The organism is Pontibacter arcticus (assembly GCF_003284895.1).
Classification (GTDB): Bacteria; Bacteroidota; Bacteroidia; order Cytophagales; family Hymenobacteraceae; genus Pontibacter; species Pontibacter arcticus.
In genome coordinates, this window is the sequence record NZ_QMDV01000004.1 from 239,022 (window position 1) to 252,056 (window position 13,035).

13 protein-coding genes are annotated in these 13,035 nt (G+C 46.0%); 6 read left to right on the forward strand and 7 right to left on the reverse strand.

Annotated features, from left to right (window positions below; all coding sequences use genetic code 11):
• Nucleotides 1-175: 175 nt before the first annotated feature.
• Complete coding sequence (locus DP923_RS13860) at nt 176-1,519, forward strand: hypothetical protein (protein ID WP_112306462.1); 1,344 nt, start codon at nt 176-178, stop codon at nt 1,517-1,519.
• 141 nt (nt 1,520-1,660) lie between these two features.
• Complete coding sequence (locus tag DP923_RS13865) at nt 1,661-2,308, forward strand: hypothetical protein (protein WP_112306463.1); 648 nt, start codon at nt 1,661-1,663, stop codon at nt 2,306-2,308.
• Nucleotides 2,309-2,366: 58 nt separating this feature from the next.
• Here the strand turns inward: DP923_RS13865 and DP923_RS13870 are convergent, their stop codons facing one another.
• From DP923_RS13870 to DP923_RS13880, 3 genes are all read right to left on the reverse strand, one after another.
• Nucleotides 2,367-3,776, reverse strand: a complete 1,410-nt coding sequence (locus DP923_RS13870) for an MBL fold metallo-hydrolase (RefSeq protein WP_112306464.1) — start codon at nt 3,774-3,776, stop codon at nt 2,367-2,369.
• A gap of 263 nt (nt 3,777-4,039) precedes the next feature.
• Entirely contained in the window at nt 4,040-4,522 is a 483-nt protein-coding gene (locus tag DP923_RS13875; RefSeq protein ID WP_112306465.1) for a DUF4126 family protein, read from the reverse strand.
• Between the two features lie 187 nt (nt 4,523-4,709).
• Complete coding sequence (locus DP923_RS13880; protein ID WP_112306466.1) at nt 4,710-4,901, reverse strand: cold-shock protein; 192 nt, start codon at nt 4,899-4,901, stop codon at nt 4,710-4,712.
• Between the two features lie 453 nt (nt 4,902-5,354).
• Between DP923_RS13880 and DP923_RS13885 the strand changes: the two genes are divergently transcribed.
• Nucleotides 5,355-5,624 (forward strand): hypothetical protein, encoded by a 270-nt coding sequence (locus DP923_RS13885; protein ID WP_112306467.1) that lies wholly within the window; start codon nt 5,355-5,357, stop codon nt 5,622-5,624.
• A gap of 83 nt (nt 5,625-5,707) precedes the next feature.
• Here the strand turns inward: DP923_RS13885 and DP923_RS13890 are convergent, their stop codons facing one another.
• A complete protein-coding gene (locus DP923_RS13890) occupies nt 5,708-6,355 on the reverse strand; it encodes a hypothetical protein (RefSeq protein WP_112306468.1) in 648 nt (215 codons plus the stop codon).
• Nucleotides 6,356-6,466: 111 nt separating this feature from the next.
• Between DP923_RS13890 and DP923_RS13895 the strand changes: the two genes are divergently transcribed.
• The 3 genes from DP923_RS13895 to DP923_RS16590 all read left to right on the forward strand — a co-directional run bounded on the left by DP923_RS13895 (nt 6,467) and on the right by DP923_RS16590 (nt 7,508).
• On the forward strand, nt 6,467-6,691 hold the full coding sequence (locus tag DP923_RS13895; protein WP_112306469.1) for a hypothetical protein: 225 nt from the start codon (nt 6,467-6,469) through the stop codon (nt 6,689-6,691).
• A 173-nt stretch (nt 6,692-6,864) separates the two neighbouring features.
• The gene (locus DP923_RS13900) at nt 6,865-7,161 is read left to right on the forward strand and encodes a hypothetical protein (RefSeq protein ID WP_112306470.1); all 297 of its coding nucleotides are present in this window, start codon (nt 6,865-6,867) and stop codon (nt 7,159-7,161) included.
• Nucleotides 7,134-7,508 (forward strand): hypothetical protein, encoded by a 375-nt coding sequence (locus DP923_RS16590; RefSeq protein ID WP_125047741.1) that lies wholly within the window; start codon nt 7,134-7,136, stop codon nt 7,506-7,508. Before DP923_RS13900 ends, DP923_RS16590 begins: the two co-directional genes overlap by 28 nt.
• A gap of 124 nt (nt 7,509-7,632) precedes the next feature.
• Here DP923_RS16590 and DP923_RS13905 read toward each other — a convergent pair whose 3' ends face one another.
• The 3 genes from DP923_RS13905 to DP923_RS13915 form a co-directional block, all read right to left on the reverse strand.
• Entirely contained in the window at nt 7,633-10,101 is a 2,469-nt protein-coding gene (locus DP923_RS13905; RefSeq protein ID WP_112306471.1) for an outer membrane beta-barrel family protein, read from the reverse strand.
• A 464-nt stretch (nt 10,102-10,565) separates the two neighbouring features.
• On the reverse strand, nt 10,566-11,177 hold the full coding sequence (locus tag DP923_RS13910; protein WP_112306472.1) for a DUF3347 domain-containing protein: 612 nt from the start codon (nt 11,175-11,177) through the stop codon (nt 10,566-10,568).
• Nucleotides 11,178-11,460: 283 nt separating this feature from the next.
• On the reverse strand, nt 11,461-12,924 hold the full coding sequence (locus tag DP923_RS13915; protein ID WP_112306473.1) for an aminoacyl-histidine dipeptidase: 1,464 nt from the start codon (nt 12,922-12,924) through the stop codon (nt 11,461-11,463).
• Nucleotides 12,925-13,035: the final 111 nt, after the last annotated feature.

Here is a 13,035-nt window from a genome sequence, read left to right on the forward strand (position 1 = left end):
GCTTAAAACAGGGATGACTAGATCAGATGCAGCTCAGGATACCTGGAGCATAAAAGCGGGCCCAAATATTTTGCGGTGAAATATGGGTTTTTAAAGCTCAAAAGGATAACCGGCCGTAAGTAACTGCGTTTAAGAAGCATGTGTACTTTAACTCTAATTTTTAAAAACCAAAGCTATGGCAAGAGATTATCAGAATGACTACAACAACGATTACGACAATAACGAAGACAGAGGTTTTCTGGGTCGCGTAGGCGAGACTATAAGCAACGCCTGGAACCGCGTAGTCGGACACGATGACGATGACTATAACCAGGATAACAATAGCAACCGCAACTACGGAAACTCAGGAAACAGCAACCGTTCATATGGCTCATCCAGCGACAGCGACCGTGGCGGTTACCGCTCTTACGGCAGCACGACCGGCGACTACAGCGGCGGTACTCGTTACGGAGAAGGTGGCAGCACTTATGGCGGAGGCTCAGGGTATGGTTACTCTAATTTAGGCAACTCCAGCAGCAATGAAGCCAGCAGATACGGCGGCGGCGGTTCTTACCGCTCAGACAGAGGCGAATCAAGTAGCTACGGAAGCCAGGGAAGTTCTTCCGGAAGTATGCGTGGCAACGATCGTTACTCGTCAGGAAACTACGGTTCTTCTTCGCAGGGCAGCTCATCACGTGGCAGCTCCGACAACGATTACAGCAACTACATGAACAACAACTATAGCTCCGGAGGCCAAAACCGTGGCATGGGCAGTTCATCTAACTACGGCCAGAGCGGCAGCAGCAACTATGGTTCAAGCAGAGGATCAAACTATGGTTCGTCTGGTTCAGGTTCACAGTCAGGCTATGGCTCAGGATCGCAGTCTGGTTACGGCAGCAGCAGCAGAAGCAACTATGGCGCATCATCTGATAGTGGCAGAAACAGCTTTGGCAGCGGCTCTATGAATAGCTACGGTTCAGGTAACACTGGCTCTTCAGGTTACGGCAGCAGTTCTATGGGTTCAGGCTCAGGTTATGGTGGAAGCAGCTCCATGGGAAGTTCAGGATCACAAGGTAATTATGGAAGCGGTTCTACGGGAAGCTCCAGCTCCATGGGTAATTATGGCAGCAGCTCAAGAGGACAAGGCTCATCTAACTACGGAAGTGGTTCGCAAGGCAACTACGGTTCCTCATCAAACTACGGAAGCAGCAACAGAGGCGGGTCAGGTTCACAGGGTAACTACGGTGGTTCAAACTATGGTAGCAGCTCGATGGGTTCTGGCTCAGGTTATGGCGGAAGTGGTTCTATGGGATCAGGTTCGCAGGGCAATTACGGCAGCAGCTCCAGAGGCCAGGGTTCGTCTAATTACGGCGGCGGCTCTATGGGTTCTTCTAACTCTAGTTATGGCAGAAGCTCAGGCAGCAGCCAGGGCAACTATGGTTCCGGAAGCCAGTCTGGCCATGGAAGCTATAACTCCGATAACAATGTGAATCCACGCTCCGGCCGTGGCAGAAACTGGGACGAGAACGACAGATACTAAGTCGTACGGAACCCTATTCACACTCACAAAAGCCTGCCATGTTGCAGGCTTTTGTATTATATACTTTTCAGATTTATACTTTGATTAAAACGTAAAGTATAGTTTCAAACTAATTCATACTTCAATTTAATAAACAACGCTATGGAAAGATACGAGCAAGACAACTATTACCACGGAGGTGTAGGCGAAGAAAACAGACGCAACCAAAGCCACGGCCAGAATTACCACAACGATTTCGGGAGAGGCCACGACCGCCGACCAGACAGCAATTTTAATGGCCGAAGTATAGAAGAGCGCCGCCAAGATATGAGCCAGTATGATAACCACGCCCGACTCCGTTCCGGCAACCACGATTTCGATAACGAAGCGTACAACAATTACCAGCGCAACAACCAACAATTAAGGAACGCTTATGATAACCAGGTACGTCGCGAGCACCACCAGTTAGACGATATCCGGCAGGGCTACGGCGTCCCGGAATTCGGAAATTCATCAGGTTCGGGATATCAGCAGGAGCAAGGCTACAATTCCGGAAGAATGAGCGGTTACAGCGGTGCTGCCTTCGGAGGATCTAATTACAGTGCACATGGCGGGTTTGGTGGAGCACCTGAGTACGGCGCCATGAGCGGCGACAGAGGCAATGTAACACAATACACATCCGCATCAGGTTATGGCGGCGGCGAAAACCGCAATGCATACGGACAGGGTATAAGGCAACCTGATTCAGATAATTACAGAAATCAGGATCATCAGAACAGATACAGAAGAAACCACGAACAGAACTGGTAATAAAAAAAGCGCCTCTTTATCAGGAGGCGCTTTTTTTATAATGTACTCTATTATTCTTTTAAGCCGATACTTCAGTTGCAGCTATATGGCGTGGTATAGTTGTGTTTTTGATGGAAGCATAACCTCCCTGTATTTCAACCAGATCGGTAAAGCCTTTGTGCTTCAGGATGGAAGCTGCGATCATAGAACGGTAACCACCCGCGCAATGGATATATAGCGTTTCACCCTTCGGAAACTGCTCAAGTTGCTGCTGTATGTAGTCGAGCGGCAGGTTCCTAGCGTTTACAATGTGGTCCGGAGCAAATTCGCCGGGCTTGCGCACATCAATTACAGCAATTGTATCATCCTCAGCATAGGTTTTTGCAAACGCATCCGCTGCAATAGAGGTGATGGTTTCAGTTTTGTTTCCGGCAGCAGTCCAGGCAGCAATTCCGCCTTCCAGAAAGCCAAGTATGTTATCGAACCCAACGCGGGCCATGCGGGTAATTACTTCCTGCTCGCGGCCTGCATCTGCAACTAATATGATAGGCTGGTGCACATCCGGTAACAAAGTGCCTACCCAGGGCGCAAAGCCGCCATCAATCCCGATATTTATTGATTTAGGAATAAAGCCGGCAGCAAAATCCTGCGGTTTGCGGGTATCCAGCACCAGTGCGTTCGCACTATTTATTTCATTTTGAAACGCAGCTACTGTTAAAGGCTGCAGGCCTTTGGCAAGCACCGTATCAATGTTGATATAGCCTTGTTTGTTCAGTTGTACGTTAACCGGAAAATATTCCGGAGGAGGAAGGAGTCCGTTGGTAACTTCTGCAATAAATTCCGCCTTCGTCATATCAGCGCGCAGGGCGTAGTTGGTTTTCTTTTGGTTTCCGAGGGTGTCAGATGTTTCCTTGCTCATGTTTTTTCCACAAGCAGAGCCCGCGCCATGCGCTGGATAAATGACCACATCATCTGCCAGCGGCATGATCTTCGTGCGCAGCGACTCGAACAACATACCGGCCAGGTCAGCCTGGCTAAGGTCCGATTTTGCAGCCAGATCAGGACGGCCAACATCGCCAATAAACAGTGTATCGCCGGTAAATAGTGCCAGGTCTTTTCCGTTCTCGTCCTGCAGCAAATACGTGGTAGATTCTAATGTATGGCCAGGTGTGTGCAGCACTTTCAGGGTCAGCTTACCCACTTTCAGTTCTTCGCCGTCTTTGGCAATATGGGCAGGGTAAGAGGGCTGCGCGTTCGGCCCGAAAACCAGCGTTGCGCCGGTTACTTTGGTTAAGTCTATGTGCCCGGATACAAAATCAGCGTGGAAGTGTGTTTCGAGTACATATTTGATGGTGGCGTTGTTGCCGGCAGCTTTTTGCAGGTAGGGTTCAATATCGCGGAGCGGGTCGATGATGGCAGCTTCGCCGTTGCTTTCGATGTAATAAGCGCCCTGAGCCAGGCAACTGGTATAAATCTGTTCAACTTTCATGATGCAGTGGTTGCGTATAAACTCCTGCAAAGATGCGTATAAATTTTCGCTCAAAAAGTGATTAATGTTATTTACTGTTCAGAAGTTGGCGTTATCAGAATGCTGTATATTGGAAATCATCTTTGAGAAGTATAAATGAAAACAAGGGAAAGTATGCATTGATAACCTATGTTGAAATCAGCTGCAGGGTGCTAAAATAAAATCTGCCGACTGATGATTTTAAAGTATAAATCACCAGCCGGCAGATTTAAAGAAAGTATGAATTACTTTTTAGCGATGGCTAAGCCGCTTTTCAGCATGATGCCATCTTCGATCAATCCACAGATTAAATTCGGAACCTTGCCTTTATCATGTAGCGCTTTGCGCAGGTAGAAAGTGGCATAGGTAGCGGCAATGGCAGCTACACCTCCGAGTGCTGCGCCTTTTAGCGGACTATCGTTGTTTACAGTAAAGATGGTAGCCCCTACTACAGCGCCTGAAATAGCGCGCACCCCGATCTGCGGCAAGGCAATCCGGTCTGGTGAGTTCGGTACTTTATCGCCGGCCATTTCGGTTACGGCCAGCCATTTAAGTCCGGTTGCTACCGGGCCTTTTTGTAAATAACGCAAGGGGCTATTGGCAAGCAAAGCGGTAGGGGCGTCCTGTAATTCGTTGCTGAGTATGGCAGGGGCCGAAAGCGCACGCATGCCTGCAATAGCGCCCATGCCCAATGCTTTTAAAGTATAGTTTTGAGTTGTCTGTTTCATTTGTTCGTCGTATGTTTTTTGGATATACGCGAAAGCGCAGGCAGAGACGGGAAAATTATGCGCTTAAAGAGTTCAGGTGTTTTTTTTACCCAACAACCTAACCTCTTATCAGAGCGGAAATAGCGGGCGCAAAAAAGGCCTTGCTGTGAAGCAAGGCCTTTTTTGTTTGATGGTTTATAGTTTAAAACTAAACCAGCTTTACGTTTACCGCGTTTAGTCCTTTTCTTCCTTCTTGCAGGTCGAAAGTTACTTCATCGTTCTCACGAACTTCGTTTACTAGTCCAGAGATGTGTACGAAGTACTCTTGTCCTGAATCTGCGTCTTTGATAAATCCGAATCCTTTAGAATCGTTGAAAAATTTTACTGTTCCTTTGTTCATGATGTTGTTAATTATACACTGAAGACGTTAAGGTAGGCTAAATTGTTCACTATCGCATTTTTATTTTATACTTTTTTTCCAAAAAGCCCCTTTAAAACCGTTCAGTACTGTATTTATTTTCAAGGTTAAACTTCTGCTCAAACCATATCTGTTCAAAATAACCAATCAGCATCTTCTGGAAATCTCCCTGAAAATCGGAGTATGCTCCATCCAACCGATATTTGCTTTGCTTCTAAATTCCGCATTAACTGGTTGTGGGAGGTGTAAAGTATACTAACACATAATATATTCTTACATCAACAAGGAAAAGACCGTAAACCTTAACTTTTATACTTTCAGGTTTAACTTAACCTTGATAGTTAAGCCAATAGTACACTTGTTTGAAAAAATATTTATATATTAAGGAACTAACTGTTACCAATATTACTTATAGCCTTAGATCAATAATTATTTATGAAGGAATTAGAGAAAATACAACAGGGTTTAGCAAACAGCAACACACTGGTACTGACTTACAACACTAAAGGCGTAGAATGTTCTTTTGTGAAGGAAGGGTTGGTAAAAGATTTTCTTGTGATTGAAGATAAAATTATTGCTGAAGAGCTGAACGGCAAAAGCGTTAACGGCATCATCGAAGGCAGTAATTTCCATACTTTGAAAGCTGATTACGGTTGGTTTTCATTGCGCGTAAAATCTAAGAAACTATACCAGGAACTTCTGTAACAAGCATACGATCCAAGTATAAAATCCCACGCTGCACAACTCTTATGAGGTAGGCAGCGTGGGGTTTTTGTTTAAACGAAGATTTAAGCGTTAGCTGTATCTGCTGTCGGAGGTTCTTCTAAATGTACCAGGTAGCGGGTAAGCTTATCCCATTGCAGCGCCTGCACACCTGCCCAGCCGCCTTCTGCCACCAGCGTATTCAGTAAAGCTCTGTTACCTGCCTCTTCGCCGGTGTTGTTGATGGTCTCGTTCTTACCGATTTCGAAAGCGGCCAGTTTGATGCCTTCTTTGGTTACCCGGAACGTGCTGCTGGCTTCCTTTACAAAAAAGTGCTGGGTTACCTCCCTGCCTTCGTTGGTTGGCTTTGGCTTTTCGCTGGGGTGCACGGTAAATTCCACCAGGTTGTCTTGCCGGCGTACATCAGTTATGCGTACCCAGTTCTCGATCGGAGAGGCCGGAAGTATGATCTGCATATAAAAGCCTTCCTGCGCCACTTCGTTTTCTGCCGGATTTCCGTTGGCATCATACAGTGTAAAGGTAGAGTTAAAACCTTCCAGTTCTGACCACCTGTTTACATCAAATAATTTCTCCTGGCTCCGTTTAAAAGCGGCTAATGCGGCAGCTTCATCGGCAAATTCCTGCTCGTTGGCATAAACCTTATCTTTCGAGGCATCGCCCTGCAACACCTTAATTTCTTCCTTTACTTTGTCTACTATATTCTTCAGGCCCATGGCATTATTTTTAAGTTACATTTACTAAAGCGTACGTCTGGGCGGGGCCGATGTTAAACCAACATGTGTTTACTTCGTTAAAAAATAAGGTAAACCAATGAATGTAAAGTAATGGGAGAGTTAATCTTAGGGCTCGGGCTTTTAGGAATTGTGCTGGGTATTGTGATTCTGGTACTTTATGTCTGGAGCATTATCTGGGCCTACCGCGATGCCGAACGCAGAGGGAAATCCGGTATTTTAATAGCGCTGCTGGTTGCATTTCTGCCATCTTGGCCGCTGGGCATCATTCTCTGGCTACTTATACGGCCTGCCAACCCGACAAGCAATTTCCGATAATGGATACTTTGTAAGCCAGTAAATCATCAAGCTATTACTACCTGAAATTTACTCTAGACCCCTTAAAATCATACTTGCCTGTTTACTAATAGAGTAAATTAGAATGCTGCCATTTGATTTTCTTTTACACGATTTCAGGTTAGGTTTACCTGCCACAAATAAATTTATACTTTATGAAAGCCAGCAAGAAATGCCCACACTGCGGCCAATGGTCCGGCTGGAACCAGAACCCAACTGACCGCTGCGAACATTGCCACAAGATACTGGACCCGGTTAAAGTAGCCAGCCAGCAAGCACAGGAAGTGCGCAAACAAGAAGAAAAAGAGCGTTTCTCCGTTAATTTTATTCAGGTCGATCCGGATGATGCGTGGTATACTAAGTTTTTCAAAAGGATAGGGCTGGGCTTTCAGCTTGCCTTTGTTTCCATTATCTCGCTTATTCTGTGGCTTATCGCATTTCTGGCTGGCTAAGAATCTGGCACACTGTTTCTCCCTTATTCTGGGTGCTGGCGGCAATTTATGCTGGGCACGTAAGCTGGCGTTGGCTGGCCTTACCAAGACCGTGGTGGATAATAAATTACCTTGATGATCTGCTTTGCCTGCCCCTGGTACTAACCATCACTTTATACTTGCTTCGTCTTTTTTACGGTTCTGAATTACGGCTTGCGTGGTACCACGTGGTTTTTACGGTCGTGTATTTTATACTTGCTTTCGAAGTTTTCTTTCCTGGTTTTATGCCCCGTTATACTTCCGATTGGGTGGATGGCGTACTCTATGCAATTGGCGGGATGATCTTTTACCGTTTCCTCAATAAGTAAATCTGAATGCTAAACAGCTAATTTCTGGCTGATCAACCAAAGTATAAATCAATCGCAAAGTATAAAAACGAAGCCGGCAGCAAGTATAAATCTGCTGCCGGCAAAGTATAAAATCATAAGAATCTTAATTTCCGGTACGGTTCAGCTCGTCGAGGCTGGTGTCGCGTTTGCGTTGCTCAAACGATTTGCCTTTGTTAAACTTATAGCGAAGGCTGAAGCGCACGGCCTGGGTGCCGCGGTACTGTTCTATGGCATTCAAGTTGCCGTTTAAGTAGGTATCCACGTTCATGGTGCGGCTTCTAAAGATATCTGTTACATTCAGGGTCAGGGTCAGTTTATCGTCTTTAAAAGAACGCTTCAAGCCTGCATCAGCCCACCAGGTGCTTTTTACTTCGTAGAGTGCGTATGCGGCCGGGCCCTGGTATTGTCCGGAAAGCTCCAAGCCGAAACCATAAGGCAGCCTGATGTTGTGGTTTGTGTTGAAGAAGAAAGTTGTTTTCTCGTTTAACACCGGCTCATCGGCAATTTCTTTCTTGTAACGATTATACATCAGAATCAGGTTGTTGCTGATTTCCCAGCTTTTGGAAACTCGTACAGGAGCAACCAGTGTAGCGGTAGCGTTGCGCAAATCTTCCACGTTTTGCTGCAGAAAAACAGTTGCAATTTCTTCTTTCATTTCGCCGTTCTCTTCTACCATACGCTTCACCAGCATCGGTACTTCGCCCATAAAATCTTTGGTTTCGGCGTAGCTCAAAATCAGGTTATAGGTCTGCTTAAACGTGTTGGTTACTTCAAAAGAGTTGGTGTATTGCGGTTTCAGGTTCGGGTTGCCCTGTGCCGATGTAAATTTATCGAGGTAGAAAACGAATGGGTTCAGGCTTTCGTAATGCGGCCTGTTTATGCGGCGACTGAATTTGTAGCCTATCTGGTAATTATCGCTCACTTTCTGCTGCAGAAACAAGGTCGGGAAAAAATTAAGGTAACTACGTTTGTTAATCGGAGCTTTGTCTTTCAGGTCGCCTTCCGATTCGGTTTGTTCAGCGCGTAAGCCAGCCTGCATCGTCCATTTATCGCCCAGTTTTGCAGATAAGTTGGCATAAGCAGCATAAATGTTTTCGGTATAAATAAAGTGGTTGCTTCTGTTCGGGTCCAGATTTCGTCGGCCATCGTTCACAACATAAAACTGCAGTTCGTTATCCGAAATTACATGGCTTGCTTTTGCGCCCAGTTCAAGTTTGGTAGTTTTGGTAAGGGGTTTGGTAAAGTCTACTTTCGCAGCATAAATGTTATAACTGGTGGGGTTGTCGTTTTGTAGAAGTTCAGTTGCATCTGCCTGGTTTCCGGACAGGAAAATGGTGCGGTTAAAGAACTCCGCCTGGTCATCGTTCACCAGATTTACAAAGTCCAGATCCGCAGACAGGGTAGTGCCGGCTGTATCTAATTTGCCCATGTAATGCAGGTTAAACGTACCGTTTTTATAAGTACCATCTGCCTCATTTCTGGCATCAATAAACTTGTTTTCGGCTGCATTTTGTAGCGTTTGGTTTGTCGCTGTCAGGAACACATCGCTGCTCGTTGTATGGGCCAGTCGTGCCATAAAACCAATGCTGTGCTTGTCTGTGATATCATAATCGGTGTTGAAGCGCAGGGAAGGAGAAATGCGCTCAGACTCGTCGTAACCGTCCTGTAGCAGTGTGCTTTTTTCGCCTTTGTCCATGATGATGCGGTTGGTGTTTATATCGCGGTAACGCAACTGGTTTGCAAAATCGAGGCTGGCGGTGGTGTTCCATTTGCCCTGTTTAAAACCGAAGTTGGTACCTGCCGAATATGAATTCAGTTTGTTGTAGGTATAGTTGCCGTACACGCTGCCGTTCAAACCAAAATCAATGTTCTTTTTCAGGTTTATGTTGATGATGCCCGAAGCGCCTTCCGCATCATACTTTGACGATGGATTAGTGATGATCTCCAGGTCTTTGATGTTTTCAGCGGACATGCCCTGCAGTAAAGTTTGCAGCTCCTTGCCTGTTAAGTAGGATAGTTTGCCGTTCAGCATGATCTGGATTCCTGCTTTGCCATTCAGCTGTATGTTGCCATCCTGATCAACCCAAACGCCCGGCGATTTGGTGAGTACCTCGTAAGCTGTGCTGCCCGATGCCATGGCCGTGTTCTCAACACTGACCACCATTTTATCCGGGTGCGTAATTACTGTAGGGCGCAAGGCCTGCACCTGCACTTCCTTCAGTGTTTTGGCATCAGACTTCAGTTGTATCTTTCCGAAATCTTTCGAAAACTCAGGACCCGTAACAGTAAAAACAGCTGTCTTGGTTTCGACGTAGCCGAGGCTTGTCAGTTTCAGAAGATAGGTGCCGGTAGCCGGAGATTTGATCTCAAACTTTCCGTCCATATCAGCAATGGCGCCTGTAACGATCTTAGCGCTGGCAGCATCTAAAACAGCTACGTTCACAAAACCAACAGCCTGCCCTTTTTCGTCGGCGATAGTTCCGGAAAGCATACTTCCGGATTGGGCCTGGGCAGGGCCCGCTCCCAGAAGCATACATAAAAACAAAACAGGAAAGAGATACAATTTTTTCATAGTGTTATTTTGTTAGCGAGTGTTAATGTACTGATGCAAACTTATACTAAAGTACTATGTATAGCAAGGTACTGTTTAGATTTAAAGTATAGTTTTAGACGAACCTTACTTTTTTATCGCTCAACCAGATTATACTTTGTATAGAAAGTATAATTGCATTTAATTAATTGAAAATCAATTAGCTAAAAATGATTGCTGCGATGTAGAGTTAGTCTTTTTAACTTATGAACCAAAGATGTAGGAAGCAGGGCAGTGGTTGCCTGAGGGAAACGAGAAGTAGACGAATAGCAGAAATTAACCGGCCAACCATTCTATTTTAAGGATGAAACGGAATGTTGCTTCAAAGTATAAAGCAGAATGGATAACGGAAAAGTTATAGAATGTACGAATCCTGAATACGCTATAAAACAAAAAAGCGGAACAGGATAGCCTGTTCCGCTTTCAGCAAAGTATAAACTTATAAATTAGTTGTATGCTTCTTTGTTAGTGCCGCATTTCAGCATTGCATCACCAAAGTATGGGTTCAGCACCTGCTCTTCCGTACTGATCCAGTAAGCGCCCTTGTCATCAAAGGCCATCGGGCAATACTGGTAGTATAGCTTCTGATCGGTAGCGCCAAATGCTTTAGTCAGCGCATAAGTAGCTTCAGACAAAGGCTGCAGATGTGTACGTTGCACGCCCAGGTCGGCAGAGCCGGAAATAGCGGTGGCAGCATCTTTTATGGCCTGCGTTTTTTCTTCGGTATACTGTTTTTCATCACCTGCCAGCGACGCAACCGGAATGGCATTTACAGCTGTCAGTACGGTAGTGGCTGCTGTTTTGGCAGTAGCCGCATCCGACTCAATCAGGGCATCTTTCAGGGTAATATAATCTGTGAGCAATTGTTCCACCTGCATTTTAACCGGTCCGCCGGTAGCTGTAAAATCCGGTGTTTCCACCACTACGGTTTCTGCTTCGGAATCTTCTGATGCTTGTTCTGCCTGGGCAGTTTCCTGGCCTTCAGTAGCTGGTTTTTGCTCGGAGCAGGCTGTAAAAATAAACGCGCAAAATGTGGCTGCAATAAGTGTCTTTTTCATGTTCGGTTTCTTTTATAACGTCCGCTAAAACTGATGTTTTGCTTTCATTTCCGGATTTGTATTTCAGGTTTCAAGAAAGCTTCTCAAAAAAAGCTGTTTAGCGTTTTCAATTACAGCGCCTTAACCCGCCGTTGTTGGTGTTTTCACCCACAACTATACATTAAACTTGAAGTGCTTGCTGGTGAAAACACGCAGCAAGGGCCGCAAAAATTTATTTAGTTAAAAACGCTAAACAGCTTCAAAGTATAAAATTTAAGGATTTATACTTTGAAAAGTATCTGGATTAACCTTTAACCGGAATTTGTTTTAAAGTATCGAGCAGGTAATCCCAGTATTTCTGAACCGAGCTTATCTGTACTTTTTCATCCGGAGAGTGTGCGCCCTGTATGTTTGGCCCAAACGAGATCATCTCCATGGCAGGGTAGTTTCCCCCTAAAATGCCGCACTCCAGGCCGGCGTGGCAGGCATTAACGTGAGGCGCTTCGTTAAATTTCTGGCGGTACAGGTCGCTCATAATTTTAACGATGGCAGCATCTGGTTTTGGCGTCCAGCCCGGGTAAGAACCACTGTTGCTAACCGTAGCGCCTGTCAGTTCGAAAGCGCTTTGCACGGCCATCGCCAGGTCATTTTTCTCTGAATCTACGGAGCTGCGGGTCAGGCATTGCATCAGGTAAGTGCCGTCTTTTACAAGTACACGTGCCAGGTTATTGCTCGTCTGCACCAGGCCTTCAATGGCCGGACTCATGCGGTGAATGCCGTTCGGACACGTATAAATGGCCCGGATAAAAGTAGCCTGCAGCGCAGTTGGCAGAACTTCTGTTGGCGTTTCGGCTTCTTCCAGTGTTACCTGTATGTTTGGGTCTGTGATGTTGTATTCCGCCTGTAGTATTTGCGTTTGCTCGGTAATATAAGTTTTAAAAGCGACCTCAGTGGCAGCCGGAACAGCTACTATTGCAAACGACTCGCGCGGAATGGCATTGCGTAAACTGCCGCCATCTATAGAGCCAATGCGTGCGTTATGCGCCGTGACAGCACCAGCCAGCAGGCGGTTCATCAGTTTGTTAGCATTGCCGCGCCCCAGGTGGATATCCATGCCCGAGTGGCCACCGGTTAAGCCGGTTATACTTAATTTGTAGCTTTTATGGTCGCCGCTCAGGGTGTCGGAAGTATACTTTCCGGTTGCGTTTATATCGATGCCGCCGGCGCACCCGATAGTCAGTTCGCGGTCGTCCTCGGTATCCAGATTCAACATGATGCTGGCATCCAGCAAACCGCCTTTCAGGTTTAAGGCACCTGTCATACCAGTTTCCTCATCAATCGTGAAAAGAGCTTCCAGGGGAGGATGCGCAATATCAGTTGAGGCTAGTAGCGCCATAATAGTCGCTACGCCAATGCCATTATCAGCGCCCAGCGTAGTGCCTTTTGCTTTTACCCAATCGCCATCAATATACATCTGGATGCCCTGTGTATTGAAATCGAATGTGGTGTCGGCATTTTTCTGATGCACCATATCCAGGTGGCTTTGCAGCGCAACGGTTTCGCGGTTTTCCATGCCGGGGCTGGCCGGTTTTTTAATGATCACGTTGCCGATCTCATCTACCTGCGTGTGTAAGCCCAGCTTTTCGCCGAAGCTTTTCATAAACTGAATAACACGTTCTTCTTTTTTAGAGGGGCGCGGTACTTCGTTCAGGTCGGCAAAATTGCTCCATAAAGCTTTGGGTTCTAACGCTCTTACTTCGTTGCTCATAATCAGATAGGTTGGTGTTGTAAAGTATAAACTGCGTATATCAACTCCGGATGTAAAACCAGAAGTATAACTGCGCCGCTAATATAAGGCTTACTTTCTTAGCATCTAAAA

Coding starts and splice junctions, on each gene's coding strand:
- DP923_RS13860 (WP_112306462.1), top strand. CDS start 176: ATGGCAAGAGATTATCAGAATGACTACAACAACGATTACGACAATAAC.
- DP923_RS13865 (WP_112306463.1), top strand. CDS start 1,661: ATGGAAAGATACGAGCAAGACAACTATTACCACGGAGGTGTAGGCGAA.
- DP923_RS13870 (WP_112306464.1), bottom strand. CDS start 3,776: ATGAAAGTTGAACAGATTTATACCAGTTGCCTGGCTCAGGGCGCTTAT.
- DP923_RS13875 (WP_112306465.1), bottom strand. CDS start 4,522: ATGAAACAGACAACTCAAAACTATACTTTAAAAGCATTGGGCATGGGC.
- DP923_RS13880 (WP_112306466.1), bottom strand. CDS start 4,901: ATGAACAAAGGAACAGTAAAATTTTTCAACGATTCTAAAGGATTCGGA.
- DP923_RS13885 (WP_112306467.1), top strand. CDS start 5,355: ATGAAGGAATTAGAGAAAATACAACAGGGTTTAGCAAACAGCAACACA.
- DP923_RS13890 (WP_112306468.1), bottom strand. CDS start 6,355: ATGGGCCTGAAGAATATAGTAGACAAAGTAAAGGAAGAAATTAAGGTG.
- DP923_RS13895 (WP_112306469.1), top strand. CDS start 6,467: ATGGGAGAGTTAATCTTAGGGCTCGGGCTTTTAGGAATTGTGCTGGGT.
- DP923_RS13900 (WP_112306470.1), top strand. CDS start 6,865: ATGAAAGCCAGCAAGAAATGCCCACACTGCGGCCAATGGTCCGGCTGG.
- DP923_RS13905 (WP_112306471.1), bottom strand. CDS start 10,101: ATGAAAAAATTGTATCTCTTTCCTGTTTTGTTTTTATGTATGCTTCTG.
- DP923_RS13910 (WP_112306472.1), bottom strand. CDS start 11,177: ATGAAAAAGACACTTATTGCAGCCACATTTTGCGCGTTTATTTTTACA.
- DP923_RS13915 (WP_112306473.1), bottom strand. CDS start 12,924: ATGAGCAACGAAGTAAGAGCGTTAGAACCCAAAGCTTTATGGAGCAAT.